Below are 14,910 nucleotides of genomic sequence, written 5' to 3'. Positions count from 1 at the left end.
AGCATGCCGCTACGGCGCCACCGAGATCAGCACACCGCACCACGTGTCGCCGACGTAGACCCGGTCTCGGCCGCGCGGGTCCAGCACCACGGTGGCGGCGCCGGGCTCCGCGGTGGCGACGTCGACGGCCGCGCCGTCGGCCGGGTCGTGGAGTCTGATGTCGCACCGTGGGTTGGAGTTGAAGTCGCGCACCTGCACCGAGACCCGGCCGGGCGCGGCGAAGACGTCGCTGTCGCCGGTGCTCTGCAGCAGCGCGAACGGGAGCGTGGCGCCGCCCGATCCGGCGAGCGGGATCATGCGGCAGGCCGCGTCGTTGGCCTGCCACCGGAACGAGCCGGTGTGGTGGATCTGGTACGTCCGGGTGCCGTAGACGTCGTCCGGCAGCGGGATCTCCTCGCCGGTCCGGGCGTCGGTGAGCGTGACCGTGCAGCCGTCGCTGACCTGGTTGCCCTCGATCCGCAGCCGCCACGGCGCGGTGGCCGTGTAGTCCGCGTCGGTGGGCGTCGTTCCGTACCGCCAGATCAGGAGCGATGCCACGACGGCGCCGGCGGCGGCGAGGATGATGATCGGCGTCCGCCATCGGCGCGCCGGGGCGCGTGGGGGAGGAGGCGGGGCCGGTGGTGCGGCGCCCTCCGGGCGGCGGGCGAGGCGGACGTCGCCGTCCCCGTCGACCCGGCGCTGCGGGATCTGCTTGGCTGAGGCGCGCATGCGGCGGTCGACGTAGGTGTAGAGGTCGGAGAAGCCGACGTAACCGTCGCCGTCGTGGTCCGGCGCCGCGGTCAGCAGGCCGTCGACCAGGTGCTGGGTGAAGACGCTGGTGCCGTTGTCCACGGTCGCGTCGTCGGCGAGCTGGGTGCCGCGGCAGCTGGTCAGCACGTACCGTCCGGGGCCGGCCACGGCGTCCGGCACGTCGCCGCCGCGGAACGCGCCCGCGTGGCAGCAGTCCAGGATGATGACGATGTTCCGGGCCCGGGACGCGTCGGCGAACTCGTTGATCCGGGCGCTGCTCACGGCCGTGGCCAGCAGGTCGGTCGAGTCGGTGTCCTGCATGCACAGGTGCAGGCGCCCGTCGCGGTCCAGTCTGCCGTGCCCGCTGAAGAAGAACAGCAGCACGTCGTCGCGGGTCGCGGCGCCGAAGAACCGGCCCAGCGCGCGGATCGCCCGGCCGGACGTCGCCTCCGGCAGCAGCGTCACGTCCAGGTCGGCGAACATGCCGGTGCGCGGATCGGCCAGCGCGCGGTGCAGCGCGGCGATGTCCCGGACCGGCCCCTTGAGCGGCTGCAGGTTGTGCTCGTCGGCCGGATAGGTCGAGTTGCCGATCAAGAGGGCTCGGTATCGGCCGGCCATCCCGGTCCTCCCAGCCGCCGGGAGACCGCCCGGGACAGCTCCCGGACCGCCTCCGCGTCCACGTCCTGCCCGGTGAGCGTCACGTACCGCTCGACGCCGTTATCGTTCCACCGCAGGTCGACGCGCCGGCCGCGGTCGCGGGCGAGCCAGGCGCGCAGGCACTCCACGGCCGCGGTGAACGCGCCCGCGCCGCCCAGCGCGATGATCACCTGCTCCACCGCACCCCGGGTGCCGGGCACCGGCCGGGCGGAACGCCGCACGTCGGCGACCGTGTCGAGCTCGGTGTGCAGTCCGGCGACCTGGCGCCGCCACCGCTCGTCGTCGGGATCGTAGTCGTCGCTGCGGGCGTCCACCGACAGCAGGATGTCCTCGTGCATCGACGAACCTCCATGGTGTGTGCCCGATCGTAGCAACGGCCGTCACAGCCGGGACGTGGCGAAACCGGTGAACTCGGCCTCCGCGTCGGTCGCCTGGGGAGACATCTCCACGGTGACGCCCACGGCACCCGGGGGCAGCGGCTCGGCCGTGTCGCGGTACTGGACCACGGTCTTTCCGTCGACCGCCAGCGACAGCTGCGTGGTGTGGTCGGCGTCGGTGGTCGCGCAGTCGGCGGTCAGGGTCACTCCGGCGTGCAGGTCGACCCCGCGGAGCGGTTCGCCGCGCAGCTCGTCGAAGATCCGGTTCTTCATCTTGGCGATGTGGGCCACCCCTTCCGCGACCGTGAAGATGTACGCGTCCTCGTCGCCGTTCGCCCGGCAGACGAGCCCGAACCAGGCCGCGTCGTCCGGCGACGTCCACCGCGCGGCGACGCTCATCCGGAGGTTGGCGGGCGCCGTGGGGTAGACCTCCGACGGCGTGGACGGCACCGCCCACCAGGTCTGACCCGGGGTCCGGCTGCCGTACCGGTAGGCGCCGTTCACGTAGTAACCGCCGTGCGGGCCGGCCGCGCCGGTGTGCGGCCAGCGGTTGGCGCGGGACGTGAAGTCGTCCCGGAAGATGGTGCGGCCGGTGGTCGCGGCGGCGTCGACCGGCGTGCCGCGGGTCGGCCGGATCTCGGTCAGCAGCAGCGGCGTGCCGGCGGCCAGCGCGCAGGCCAGGCCCGCGGCCACGGCCCGCCCCGGCGAGCGGCGGACCGCGGCGGTCACCCGCGACAGCGGACGGACCCGGGCGGACGGCGCCGGGCGGGGCGTGGCCGGACGCCGGGCGATGGGCAGGCTGCCCTGCATGTCGAAGACCCATTTCCCGGGTGTCTGGTGTGGCGTCACCGCGCGCACCCCGGCGTACACGTGGTCGTACATCTCGTCCAGCGTCACGATGCCGTCGCCGTCCCGGTCGGCGTCGCCGCTGCGCAGGCCCTGGACCAGCACGCCGGTGAAGACCGAGGGACGACGGCGTACCGTGGTGGCCGCGTCGCCCTCGAACGCGAACTGCACCGCGCTGGACGCGGTGATCACCGCGCGGCCGCGGCCGGCCAACTGCTCCTCGATGCCGAGGTCGGCCGCGCCGGCCCGGGGCAGCAGCCCGCGCGCGAACGCGCCCGCGTAGCAGCAGTCCAGCAGCAGCACGATCCGGCGGGACCGGCTGGCCGTCATCTGCCGGTTGACGAACTCCGCCGCGACGCTGGTGGCGGCGAGCCGGTTCAGTTTGGTGTTGGTGGCGGCCAGGTGCAGCGCGCCGTCCGCGCCCTTGAGCCCGTGCCCGGAGAAGTGCACGAGTAGCACGTCGTCGCTGGTACGGTCCGCGAAGAACTCCTCCAGCACCTCGCTGATCTCGTGCGCCGGGGCGTTGCGCAGTCGCCGCACGGTGAACCCGCCGATCTCCGGGTCCGCCAGCACCGCGCCGAGTTCGTCGGCGTCGTGCGCGGGCGCGCGCAGCCGGCGCAGGCCGGGATCTGCGTACTCGTCGATCGCGATGATCAGCGCTTCCCGGCGGGCGCTCATCGCGCCTCCCCGCCGTGCCGGCGCAGCCATTCGTCGACGATCCGCCGCTGCTGGTCGGCGTCGGCCCGGCTCAGCTCCAGCACGTCGCCGTCGATCTCGATCCGCACGGTGCGGCCCTGGCGGCCGGCCCAGGACCGCACCAGCTCGATCAGTGGCGCCAGCACCTCGGGGTGCCACACCGCGACCGCGAGCGCGGTGAGCGCGGCGACGTCGGCGCCGCGGGTGTGCAGCGGTGCGGGGCCGGCCGGCAGCGGTGCGGCCGGGACGTCGATGTCGTCCAGTTCGCGGCGGAGCGCGTGCAGCGCCTCCTCCGTGTCCTGCGGGTCGCTCGGGTCCGTACCGATGGAAATGAGCAGTGGGGGCATGTCGGCCTCCGATGACGTGCCGCGCGGGGCCGGGCGGCACCGCGTGGCCAGCGTACGGCCGAATGACCTGTTTGCGGCTTTTAAACCTTTGTGCTGAAAGTGGCGGATATCCGGCAGAACGACGCCGTGTACATTCGGTCGGAGAGCGGCAGGGGAGCGTTACACAATGGATGATCCGGTGGGCGGCAAAGGGCTTCGGTCGTTCCTGCGAAGCGCGTTCGAGGACGAGGTCGCGCTCAGTCCGCAGGCCGCGGCCACGCTCGGGATGGAGCATGACCGGAGCCGGCTGGACGATCACAGCGACGCGGGCTGGCTGCGGCACGCCGAGCTGCTCGAGACGCAGCTCAGCCGGCTTCGCGAGCGCTTCCCGGCGGAGACGCTCTCCGCGGCCGAGCGGCTGGACGCGGAGCTGTTCGCCGCGCGGGTCGAGCGGGTGCGGGACCTGAAGCCGTGGCGCCACCACCTCTCACCCTGGTCGCGGCACCAGATCCTGCCGTCGTCCACGGCCGGCAGCGGCGCGGACTCGATCGCGGGGTTCCTGATGAGCCGGCATCCGGTCACGTCCGCGCGGGACGCGGAGGACTACGTCGCCCGGCTGCGGGAGGCCGGGCGCGCGCTGGAGGAGCTGGCGGCCGGGCTGGACACGCAGCGCCGGCTGGGGATCACGCCGACCGTGCGGGAGATCGCCCACCTGCGCCGGACGCTCGCGCCGTACGAGGACGGCCCGCTGCTGGCGGATCTGACCGCGAAGGTCGAGGCGCTCGGCCTGGACGGCGCGCGGGCGAGCACGCTGCTGTCCGCGGCCGAGACGGCGCTGGCCAAGGAGGTGCGCACGGGCCGCGACCGGTACAGCGCGGCGATCGACGAGCTCGCGGACCGGCCGCGCGCGGACGACGGCGTGTGGAGCCTGCCGGACGGCGACGCCTACTACGCCGCCGCGCTGCGCCGCTGGACCACGACCGGCCTCTCCGCGGACGAGATCCACCGGATCGGGCTGGACGCGGTGGCGCGCATCGACGACGAGATGCGCGACGTGGCCCGTGCCGCCGGCTTCGCCGGAACGGCCAGGGAATTCCGCGAGGCGGTACGCACGGACGCGCGCTTCCGCTACCCCGGCGACGACGCCGGGCGGGCGCGGTACCTGGCCGACATGCGCCGCGACGTCGCCGCCGGGATCGAGGCCGCGCCGCGCGTGTTCCGGACGCTGCCCGTGCTGCCGATCGAGGTGCACGCGGTGGAGCAGTGGCGGGCCGCGACCGCGCCGATCGCGTTCTACGAGCCCGGATCGGTCGAGGTGGCGAGGCCGGCGCGGTTCTACACGAACCTGGCGAACATCGCGGAGGCGCAGCGGTACCAACTGCCCGCGATCGTCTACCACGAGGCCTTGCCCGGGCACCACCTGCAGATCGCGCTCGCGCAGGAGCTCCCGGACGTGCCCGCGTTCCGGCGCACCGACTACAGCCTCGGCGCGTACGTGGAGGGCTGGGGCCTGTACGCGGAACGACTCGCGGACGAACTGGGCCTCTACGGCGACGACCCGTACCTGCGCTTCGGCATGCTCTCCGCGCAGATGTGGCGCGCCTGCCGCCTGGTGCTGGACACCGGCATCCACGCCAAGCGCTGGACCCGGGACCGGGCGATCGAGTTCTTCGCCGCGCACACCGCGCTGTCCCGCGCGGACATCGAGAAGGAGACGGACCGCTACATCGGCATGCCGGGCCAGGCCACCGCGTACATGATCGGCCAGCTGCGCATCCAGGCGCTGCGCGACCGCGCCGAGTCCACCCTGGGCGCGCGCTTCGACCTCCGCGACTTCCACGACGCGGTCCTCCGCGACGGCGCGCTCCCGCTCGACGTGCTCGACGCCCGGGTCGGCCACTGGATCGCCGAGACCGCGGGCTGAGCCGGCCGGGACCCCGCGGCGCGTGGATCGGGCGTAGCCTGCCTCCGTGGACACCGCGACCGCGACCGCGATCGGCACGATCGTGATCTCCGTGGTCTCGCTCGGCGTCTCCGCGTCACTGGCGCTGCGGCAGGTGCGCACCGCGTCCGACGGATACGCCCTGCCCGTGGTGCTGAACGTCTTCAGCCAGTTCCGCACGCAGGAGTTCTTCGACGCCCAGCAATACGTGTTCTACCAGCTGCACCAGGACTTCGCGCAGCCGATCCCGTTCAACGACCTGCCGGTCGAGCCCCGCTCGCACCTGCGGATGGTGGCGGGCCTCTATGACGATCTCGGCAAGCTGGTGGCGCACGGGATCATCAAGGAGGAGCTGGTGATCGGCTCCAACGGGGTGCAGGCGCGGCGCATCTGGGAGGCGGTCGAGCCGTACGTGCTGGCCGAGCGCCACAAGAACCGCAGCGGGCTGTGGATCTACCTGGAGGACCTGGCGTACCGCACCACCCGCAACCCGCCCTCCGCGGTCCACGCGAAGCTCAAGCTGCACCGCTACCCGTCGCGGCGCCCGCCCGCCGTGCCCCCGGCCCGGTCGCCGCAGACCCCGGACGCACCGGCGGGCGCCTGACCAGAGCGTGGGCCCGCGGCGCGCTGGCGTGCCGATTCGTACAGCACCACGGTCGCCGCGGCCGCCGCGTTCAGCGAACTGGCCGCGCCGGACATGGGAATGCGGACGAGGTCGTCGCAGGCGGCGCTCAGGCCGGTGGTCTCGTTGCCGATCACGATCAGCGCCGGCCCGGTGAAGTCGTGCGCGGCGGCGTCCACGGCGCCGTGCTCGTCGGTGCCGACGACGCGCACCCCGGCGTGCGCGCCGGCCGCCCAGTCCAGCACGGCGCGGTGCCCGGGCACCCGGACCACGGGCACGGCGAACAGCGAACCGGTGCTCGCCCGGACCGCCTTCGGGTCGTAGACGTCGGCGGCGTGGCCGGTCACGACGACCCCGGAGGCGCCGAACGCGTCCGCGGACCGGATCAGCGTGCCGAGGTTGCCGGGCGTGGCCGGCCGGTCGAGAACCACCGCGAGCAGGCCCGGCCCGGCCGGGATGCGGGCCAGGTCGTCCGCCCGCATCCCGGCCACGGCCAGCAGCTCCGGCACCGCCTCCGCCTTGCCGCCCAACTCGTGCATCAGCTCGCGGGACACGGCGATCCGCTCGGCCCGGACGCCGTCCAGCGTCCGCCGCGCCCAGCCGGACAGCCGCGCGCCCGCGTCGTGGAGCAGTTCCCGGATCTCCCAGTCGTGCGCGACGGCCATGCTGATCGGGCGTACCCCCTGCACCATGAACTCGCGGTAGCGCTGCCGCGCGGCCCGGTTGCCGAGCAGCGCCTGCCACCGCTGGAACCGGGCGTCGCGGACGTCCACCCGCGCGCTCACCCCGGCTGCCCGAGGCCGCGGCGGATCGCGCGCTCGACGGGGGAGTAGTCGCCGCCGGCGCGGGACAACTCGTACGGCGCGGCCGGCAGCAGCGGCGGCTGGGCCATGAACCGCGGCCGTACCCCGTGATGTGGCTGTGCCGCGTGCACCAGGAACGGGTGGCACAGGAACACGTCGCCCGGCGAACCGGTGGCCAGCGCGACCGGCCGGTGGTCCGAGGCGGCCACCAGCTCCGGTGCGATGGCCAGCCCGCTGACCCCCTCCTCCCCGTACGGCTCCAGCACCGCCGGCACGTCCAGGTGGGAGCCGATCCGGATGCGGGTCGGCGCGTCCTCCGGGCCGACCTCGCTGAACAGGAACAGCATCAGCAGCGCCCGGTCCCGGGAGCGCAGGTTCGTGAAGTACCAGCTCTCCCCGTCGGGCAGGTAGCTGCCCTCGATGTGCCAGCCCGCGTCGTCCGGCTCGTCCTGGTGCGGGAACCGCAGCGGGAACGTGCCCAGCGAGTAGCGCGGCTCCCAGCGGCCCGGGCCGGCCAGCAGGTCGTACGCGCGGTGCAGGTGCGGGGAGTTGGGCGCGGCGGCGAACGGGCCCTGCGCCATGCCGCCCACCCAGTGCACGGGCCGGGTCCACGTCGCCGGATCGTCCGGGTCGCAGCCGGTCTCCCGCCACAGCAGCCGCGCGCAGTCCGCGGCCACCCGCGGCGCGACGGCTCCCTCCAGCTTCACGAAGCCGTCGCGCAGAAAGCGGTCTACCAGCGTGGTGTCATCCATGCCGCCCATCGTGCGGTGGCGCCGGCCGCGGGCGCCCGACAGTTTCCGCGCCGCTTCTGTTATCCGGCGTCGACCTCCGGCAGGTGCACCGTCAGGCGGACCGGCGCGTCGGCCGGGATGCGCAGCCGCCGCTACATCGCCGATGTACATGGCACAGCGACCGTGGTAGATCTGTAGGGCCTTGCCACAGTCGTCCACGGGGGAAAGCTGATGAGCATCGGTCGTCTACTCGTCATGGCGGTCGCCGCCGCCGGTCTGGCCGCACCCGCACCCGCACCCGCGGCCGCGGCCGTGCAGACCATCTACCTGAACGCCGCCGGTTCGGACGCCGCCTCCGGCGCCACGCCGGCCACCGCGGTCCGGACGCTGGCCCGCGTGCAACAGCTGGTCGCGGCCGGCCCGGCGGACCAGGACGTGGAGGTTCGCATCCACGCCGGGACGTACGTGTCCGGCGGCGTCACCTGGGACACGTACCGGCCGGGACACACGATCTCGTTCATGCCGGACGACTACACCGTGGGCGAGGGCCGGGACGGCATCGCCGCGCTGCCGGTCTTCGAGAACGCGCGCGCCTCCGGGTCGCAGCGCTACCTGCCCGGGTACTGGTTCTACGCGTGCGCGCCGGAGGCCGGCCGGCCGCTGTCCAGCGGCGGGAACTCGGGGCTGCGGTTCTACTATCTCCAGATCCAGCGGTACGCCAGCGGCGGGCTCTCGCTCGACGGTTCCGCCGGCCCGTGCGGCGGCGGTTACCAGCCGTCGTCCGGCCCGGGGCAGCCGTCCGCGCGCGGGCTCGACGGCAACACCGTGTTCGGCATGGTGTTCACGTCGCTCGGTAACGCGTACACCGGTGGCGCCTGCGACAGTGCCGACTTCCCGCGCTGCGGGTACGGCGGCGTGGTGCTGACCGAGTCGTCCGGCAACCGGATCGAGAACAACCACTTCGTGAACCTGCGCAACACCGAGGCCAGCTACATCCACGCGGTCTACATCACGCACAAGAGTTCGTCGAACCGGTTCGCCGGCAACAACGTCACCGGGGTGAGCAGTGACCCGGTCAAGGTACGCGACGCCAGCAACTTCAACACGTTCGAGCGGAACACGTTCGGCGCGAACGCGTGGCCGCGCAGCTCGACGCCGGCGGTGCACTACCTGGAGGAGGTCGGCGCGAGCGAGTGCTCGTCCTACCACAACCGGTTCGCCTACAACGACCTCGGCACGTACCTGACCGGCAGCACCGCGAACCTGCCGGTCTGGTACCTGAGCCCGGAGGGCGCCACCTGGCCCGGCCCGTCCGGCTGCCCGGCGCTCCCGTCCGGCGAGACCCGCCTGATCACGGCGGGCAACACGTACTGACGGCCGCGACGCTCAGCTTTCCATCGCCGCCGCGATCCCGCCGGCGTGTGCCGATGCTCGGCCTCGTCGACATGGCGGTGCCGGTGGCCCTTCGGGGTTGATCGGCTCATGGCGGTTCCGCGGTCGCACGCCTGACCGGAGTGGCCGGGTGGGACGACAGCACGATCGAGGTGATCGTGCTGTCGTGGGCGCGGACGGCTGGTTCCCGATCAGCGAGTTCGATGAGCGCCGGGCGTGACCGTCGCGATCACGCCCGGCGCCGCGGTCACAGCAGGTGCCGAAGGAAGAAGTGCAGGTTGCTGTCCAGTTCGTACGACGGCAGGATCGCCGCGTGCGGGCCGGGGTTGGCGTGCAGTGACTTCTCGGTGGAGCCGAAGGCGTCGTAGAGCGCCAGTGCCTGCTCACGTGGCACCCGTTCGTCGTCCCACTGCAGCAGGAACTCCACCGGCACCGTGATCCGCCGGGCCTCGTCCGCGGACGCGAGCGCACCCCCGAGTCCCAGCACCGCCGCGCGCACCCGCGGCTCCGCCGCCACGAACGGCACGCCGAGGCCGCAGCCCAGCGACACGCCCCAGTAGCCGACCGGCCCCGCCCCGACGTGCTCCACGAGCGACAGCGCGTCGAGCGCCGCGGACCATTCGGGCACGGTCCGCCGGGCGACGAGCGCCTGGAACTCGGCGATCACCGACGCCAGGTCCGCGCCCGCCTCGACGCGCGCCTGGTTCTCCGTGGCGATCCGGTCGAACTCGGGGTCGGTCGGGCGGTCACCGTGACCGGGCACGTCCACGGCCGCGACCGCGAAGCCGCCACCGGTCACGAAACGGTGCGCGCGAGCGAGCATCGCCGGCGCCTTCTTGTGCTGGCCGCCGCCGTGCCCGAGCAGGATGAGCGGGCGTGGTCCGGTCGCACCGTCCGGCGTCCACAGCACGCCGGGCAGTTCACCGGAGGCGACGTCGAGGGAGAAGATCTGTTCGCGGACGCCGTCGGCCGACGTCTCGGAGAGGAAACGCATGACTGCCCTTTCGCAGCGTGCGGACGTCTCCCTCAGGCCATGCGGGGGAGGGAGGCCCGACTCATCACAACGTTGATCGGTCTCACCTCCTCGGTCGGTGCGTGGCGCACGGCGGACGCACAAACTACCACGATCACGCTGCCACGGCCGCGATCCAGGCGGTGATCGTCGGTATCATCGCCAGGTGATCGAGCGGGACGGATCGTCGTGAGCGCGCCCTGGGGAACCATCCCGTTCGAGGGCGCCCCGGTCGCGGAGTGGCCGCTGCGCACCCCGGCGCCGGAGCCACCGGCCGGCATGGCGGGCGTCTCGGTGTGGGTCCGCAACCGGCTGATCGATCCGCCCTACTGGGGGCACCGGCACGTGGTCGGCGTCGACGACACGCCGATGTGGTACGGGATCGGGCGCATGGTCGCGTTCGTCCCGCCGGGCGAGCACCGGGCGGAGGTGCGCTACCGGGGCGCCGTCCAGTCGGCGCGCACCGTGCGGGTGCGCGCCGGCGAGGTGGCGGAGTTCGAGTTCTGGACACCGGCCACGTACGGCGGCTCGCAGGGCGTGCTGGTCCCGGCGCCCGCCCGCCGCCGCATGGGCTCCGGACCGGCGCTGCTCTGGTGCACCGTCCTGGTCCTCGGCGCGTTCTACCTGCTGGCGCGGTCCGATCCACAGACGAACGCACCCGTCATGCTGCTCGCCACGGCCGCGGCCGTCGTCGGCCCGTTCCTCCTCGCCTGGGCGGTCAGCCGGGTGAAGCGCGTCATCGACCAGCGCTACCGGGTCGCGGCCTCGGCCGAGGCACGCGAAACCCCGCCCGGAACCCCGGGTGAGGCGATGTTCCTCGGCGACGGTGACGCGCCCGCCGGCCTCGCCGACGCCGCACACGGCGCCCTGGTCGTCACGTGCGTGCTGAAACCGGACCACCGCTGGAACGGCCGCACCGGCCTGGTGCCGATCGACAGCGACCCGAACGCCTGGGTGCCCGCGCCCGCGCTGACCGTCGACGGCCACCCGCGGCCGTTCGGCTACCGCACCTGGGGATACCGCCTGACGGCCGGCCCGCACACGCTGCGAATCACGCCGCGCCCGCCCGCGCAGGCGCCGATCGGCGAGCGGTGGTCGGCGCTCCCGCTGCCCGGGATCACGCCGGAGATCGACGCGCCGCCGGTCGACGTGCCCGTTCAGGTCGCCGCCGGCCAGGTCACCCGGGTCACGATCACGGTGTCGGCCACCACGTCCGTCCAGGTGATCGCGCCGTCCGCCGCCGCGCCCACCGTGATCACCGGTTTCCGGGCGACGGTCTCGGCCTGAGCGATGGGGGCCGCCTGGTGGGGCGACCCCCGTCCACGACCGGAATCAGGAGGCGTACGCCTCGAACTCCGCCACCCGCGGCGTACCCGATGCGCCGGTGATCTCGAATGTGATCTTCTTGGTCGACGTGGCGCCGAAGCTGATCGTGCCCGCGCCGCTGCCGGTGGCCAGCACCGCGCCGGTGTCGCCGTCGAGCACCCGGTACGCCCCGATCAGCCCGGTCGCGCCGGACGCCTCACGGATGCTGATGCGGGCGACCGACGTGGCCGACGACCACTTGACGGAGATCGACCCGGTGGTGCCGCTCGGCGACCAGTACGTGGTCATGCTCCCGTCCTTGACGTTGCCGTAACTGGTCCCGGAGGCCTTGCTGGACCCGTCCGCCCCGCCGCTGAGGCTCAGGTTCGTGCCGGAGGGCGGCGGTGTCGTCGGCGGCGGTGTGGTGGGCCCGCCGGTGGTGGGTGGCGGCGTGGCCGGACCGCCGGTCGGCGAGGTGGGCACACAGTTGCCGTTGGACACCTGGAGGCCCTTGTTCGCGCCGGCGGTCTGCGCCACGATGCTGGGCACGCAGCTCGCACCGTCCAGTGTGTACGAGTACGGGATGCTCACCGTGGTGTTCGACGTCGGGTTCGGCCCGGCCGGCTGGTGGTCGCCGCTCGGCGCCGACCAGGTCACGTTGTCGAAGATGTTGCCGCTGACCTGCCAGAACCCGGCCTCGGTCGTGTAGAACGTACCCAGGACGTCCGTGGAGTCCTTGAAGTGGTTGTTGTCCACCTTGGCCCGGCCGCCGGCCCGTGAGTTGATCCCGGACTCGACCAGGTTGGTGTACGAGTTGTTGTAGATGTGCGCGATGCCGCCACGCAGCAGCGGCGTCCGCGAGTCGATGTTCGAGTACGCGTTGTGGTGGAACGTGATGTAGTTGTTCCCGGTGTCGCTCTCACTGGAGCCGATCAGCCCGCCGCGCCCCGAGTTGCGCAGGATGCTGTAGCTGAGCGTTACGTACTCGACGTCGTCCTTGAGGTCGAACAGGCCGTCGAAGCCCTCGTCCTCGCCGCCGGACGCCTCCAGCGTGACGTGGTCGACCCAGACGTTGCGGACCGTGCTCTCCATGCCGATGGCGTCGCCGCCGTTCGAGACCGGTGAGCCGGACTTCTTCACGTTCCGGACGGTCACGTTCTGGATGATGATGTTGCTGGAGTCGCGGATGTGGATGCCCAGTTGGTCGAAGACCGCGCCGGACCCGACGCCGATGATGGTGACGTTGCTGATCTCCTTGAGCTCGATCCGGTCGGCGGCGGTGTTGCAGCTGTCGCCGGAGACCTTGGTCGTGTTGCCGTGGTTGATCGTGCCGGAGACCTGGATGACGATCGGGGTGCTGCTGCTGGCCCGGTTGCACAGGGCCGTGTGGATGGCGCTGCCGGTGCTGGCCGTGACGACCTGCCCGCCCTGACCGCCGGTCGTTCCGCCGTTCTGCGTGGCGAATCCGGTGACGCCGCCGGTCGCCGCGTTCGCCCGCATGGGCAGCGCGACGGCCAGCGCACCTCCGATCGCGGTGACGGCGACGGCCGTCCCCAGTCCAAGAGCCGCTCGTGGTTTCACAGTCGATCCCTTCTCGTTCCGAGCTGGACGGCGTGCACCCCGTGGCCCTGGGCGAGGCCGACGAGCACGCCTGGAAAGCGCTTTCCGAGCGCTCAGAATAGAGAAGGGTCAATTCAAAAGGCAAGGCTCAGTACGGCCAGCGACCGGCGGCGCGCGCCTCCGCCACCAGCCGGGGCGCCACGATCCCCAGCATCTGCGCGTGCATCCGGGCCCGCGCGGTCATCTCCGACGCGGCCGGCCCGAGCCGCGCCAGCAGCGGTGCCGCCTCGGTCAGGTGGGCCACGCCGTCCGCCCACCGCTGCCCCAGCGCGGCCACGCCCACGCACATGACCAGCGTGTTCGCGTACTCCCACACGGTCAGCGGCTCCGCCTCGTCCACCAGCCCGCGCCGGATCGTCCGCGCCCGGTCGGACAGCGCGACCGTTTCGGCGCGCAGCTGCGCGTCCCGGGCGCCACGCGACAGCGTGGCCGCGTGCGCGGTCGCCAGGTTGTGCAGCGCGGTGCCGACCGCACGCCGCACCGGCGCGTCCGAGGCCCGCTCGCCCAGGCGGATCGCGTCGCGCAGCATCTCCACCCGCTCCTCCGGGTGGCCGGCCGCGAACGCGATCTCTCCGGCGTCACACAGGTAGGTGATCGCGTCCGCCACCGCCCGCTGTCGCGCGGGCGTGCCGTTGAGCAGCCGGTCCAGGCGCTGCGCGGCGTACACGGTGGAGAGCCGGGCCGGCTCCAGCGCCTCCGTGGCCCGGCCGGCCGCGTGCCGGACCTGGGCCAGCCGCCACAGCGCCCGGGCCAGCACCCGCTGGAACTCCGGGTGCTCCGGCGTGCCACGCGCGCCGGCCTCGGACACCGTGACCTCCGCGACCAGCCGGTCCAGCGACCGTTCCGCCTCGGTCAGCCGGGCACCGCCGCGGGAGAGCGCGATCGCCTCCTCCAGCCGCCGGTCGAAATCCTCAAGACCATCGGCTCGTACGTACGACGGCGCGGTGGTCCCGGGTTGTCGCCAGCGGTCCGCGTAGGACGGTGTCCGCCGCCACGCGTCCGGGCCCGGGATGACCACCTCGACCCGGGGGAACGCCTTGCCGAGCGCGCCGATCGCCTGGCTGGCCTGCGCGAACCGCGCCTTGGCGCCGCCACCGTCGAAGCTCATCAGGATCGACAACTGCTCCGCCCACGCGGCACCGGTCAGGTCCGGCCGGTCGACCACCAACGCGGCCCGGCCGAGGAAACTCAGCGCCTCCGCGAGATCGTAGATCGCGGGTCCCTCGTCGGCGATCGCCACGGCCCGCGCGGTGTCGACCAGCTCGATCGCCAGCCGCATCGTCTCCGCGCCGTCCACCGGCTCGCGCCGCTGTGCGATGCGTTCCTCCTGGTCCACCACCCGGTTCTGGACCAGCGCGGCGAGCACCGCGGCCCGGGCCCGGCGCGCGTGCGGCCCGGCCTCCACGTCCGGCGCGGCGGCGAGTGCCTCCTCGACCATGTCCCGCGCGCGGGCCCGGCCGCCCGCGTTCTCCACGATCTGCGCGGACTGCACCAGCCGGACGACCGCCTCCGCGCGGACCGGGTCGTCGCCGCCCGGCCCCGGCTCGGCGATCAGCGCACGGGCGAGCGCGATCACCTCTTGCACGACCGGGGTGGCGTCGTCGGGCGTGCGGCCCATCGCCACGTTCACGCCGAGCCGGCCGAGCGCGTGCAGCAGCCGGCCCCGGTCGGCGCGGTCACCGTGGGCGGCCAGCTTGCGGGCCGCCTCGACCGCGCGGATCGCGGCCTGGTTCGCCCCCGGGCCGGGCCCGTGCAGCATGGCCAGCTCGTCCGCGACCGCGACGAGACGGTCGGCTTCGTCGGGCGACGGCTCCCGCCGCCACGGCACTCTCACCATGACGATCGATGCTAG

13 protein-coding genes are annotated in these 14,910 nt (G+C 73.3%); 4 read left to right on the top strand and 9 right to left on the bottom strand.

What is annotated here, in order from left to right; translation table 11 throughout:
• Positions 1 to 9: 9 nt before the first annotated feature.
• Genes J2S41_RS13910 through J2S41_RS13895 form a run of 4 tightly spaced genes read right to left on the bottom strand, consistent with a single transcriptional unit; the run spans position 10 to position 3,652 of the window.
• A complete protein-coding gene (locus tag J2S41_RS13910) occupies positions 10 to 1,323 on the bottom strand; it encodes a caspase family protein (protein WP_310367691.1) in 1,314 nt (437 codons plus the stop codon).
• Entirely contained in the window at positions 1,320 to 1,724 is a 405-nt protein-coding gene (locus J2S41_RS13905) for an effector-associated constant component EACC1 (protein ID WP_310367690.1), read from the bottom strand. Before J2S41_RS13905 ends, J2S41_RS13910 begins: the two co-directional genes overlap by 4 nt.
• Positions 1,725 to 1,766: 42 nt before the next feature.
• Positions 1,767 to 3,287: a caspase family protein gene (locus J2S41_RS13900; RefSeq protein ID WP_310367688.1), complete on the bottom strand. Its 1,521-nt coding sequence runs from the start codon at positions 3,285 to 3,287 to the stop codon at positions 1,767 to 1,769.
• The gene (locus J2S41_RS13895) at positions 3,284 to 3,652 is read right to left on the bottom strand and encodes a hypothetical protein (protein WP_310367686.1); all 369 of its coding nucleotides are present in this window, start codon (positions 3,650 to 3,652) and stop codon (positions 3,284 to 3,286) included. Before J2S41_RS13895 ends, J2S41_RS13900 begins: the two co-directional genes overlap by 4 nt.
• A 166-nt stretch (positions 3,653 to 3,818) precedes the next feature.
• Here J2S41_RS13895 and J2S41_RS13890 point away from each other — a divergent pair, with 166 nt between their 5' ends.
• Positions 3,819 to 5,555 (top strand): DUF885 domain-containing protein, encoded by a 1,737-nt coding sequence (locus J2S41_RS13890; RefSeq protein WP_310367684.1) that lies wholly within the window; start codon positions 3,819 to 3,821, stop codon positions 5,553 to 5,555.
• Between the two features lie 46 nt (positions 5,556 to 5,601).
• Positions 5,602 to 6,177, top strand: a complete 576-nt coding sequence (locus J2S41_RS13885; RefSeq protein ID WP_310367681.1) for a DUF4760 domain-containing protein — start codon at positions 5,602 to 5,604, stop codon at positions 6,175 to 6,177.
• Here the strand turns inward: J2S41_RS13885 and J2S41_RS13880 are convergent.
• Positions 6,102 to 6,980: a TrmH family RNA methyltransferase gene (locus J2S41_RS13880; RefSeq protein WP_310367677.1), complete on the bottom strand. Its 879-nt coding sequence runs from the start codon at positions 6,978 to 6,980 to the stop codon at positions 6,102 to 6,104. The two genes, J2S41_RS13885 and J2S41_RS13880, sit on opposite strands and share 76 nt — an antisense overlap.
• Positions 6,977 to 7,750 carry a phytanoyl-CoA dioxygenase family protein gene (locus tag J2S41_RS13875; protein WP_310367674.1) on the bottom strand — a complete coding sequence of 258 codons (774 nt, stop codon included), beginning with the start codon at positions 7,748 to 7,750 and terminating at the stop codon, positions 6,977 to 6,979. Before J2S41_RS13875 ends, J2S41_RS13880 begins: the two co-directional genes overlap by 4 nt.
• A gap of 210 nt (positions 7,751 to 7,960) precedes the next feature.
• Here J2S41_RS13875 and J2S41_RS13870 point away from each other — a divergent pair, with 210 nt between their 5' ends.
• The gene (locus J2S41_RS13870) at positions 7,961 to 9,103 is read left to right on the top strand and encodes a right-handed parallel beta-helix repeat-containing protein (protein ID WP_310367670.1); all 1,143 of its coding nucleotides are present in this window, start codon (positions 7,961 to 7,963) and stop codon (positions 9,101 to 9,103) included.
• Between the two features lie 265 nt (positions 9,104 to 9,368).
• Here the strand turns inward: J2S41_RS13870 and J2S41_RS13865 are convergent, their stop codons facing one another.
• Complete coding sequence (locus J2S41_RS13865) at positions 9,369 to 10,115, bottom strand: dienelactone hydrolase family protein (RefSeq protein WP_310367667.1); 747 nt, start codon at positions 10,113 to 10,115, stop codon at positions 9,369 to 9,371.
• 207 nt (positions 10,116 to 10,322) lie between these two features.
• On the opposite strand from J2S41_RS13865, the gene J2S41_RS13860 reads away from it, so the two are divergent.
• Positions 10,323 to 11,420, top strand: a complete 1,098-nt coding sequence (locus tag J2S41_RS13860; protein WP_310367666.1) for a hypothetical protein — start codon at positions 10,323 to 10,325, stop codon at positions 11,418 to 11,420.
• A 45-nt stretch (positions 11,421 to 11,465) separates the two neighbouring features.
• Here J2S41_RS13860 and J2S41_RS13855 read toward each other — a convergent pair whose 3' ends face one another.
• Positions 11,466 to 12,938 (bottom strand): pectate lyase family protein, encoded by a 1,473-nt coding sequence (locus J2S41_RS13855; protein ID WP_374728253.1) that lies wholly within the window; start codon positions 12,936 to 12,938, stop codon positions 11,466 to 11,468.
• Positions 12,939 to 13,146: 208 nt separating this feature from the next.
• Positions 13,147 to 14,895, bottom strand: coding sequence for a hypothetical protein (locus J2S41_RS13850; RefSeq protein WP_310367661.1), 1,749 nt, complete (start codon positions 14,893 to 14,895; stop codon positions 13,147 to 13,149).
• Between the last annotated feature and the right edge of the window lie 15 nt (positions 14,896 to 14,910).

The sequence above is a fragment of the Catenuloplanes atrovinosus genome (assembly GCF_031458235.1).
In the GTDB taxonomy this organism is placed as follows: Bacteria; Actinomycetota; Actinomycetes; order Mycobacteriales; family Micromonosporaceae; genus Catenuloplanes; species Catenuloplanes atrovinosus.
The sequence above is the reverse complement of the archived record's forward strand: the minus strand, read 5'-3'. Positions and strand labels throughout refer to the sequence as shown.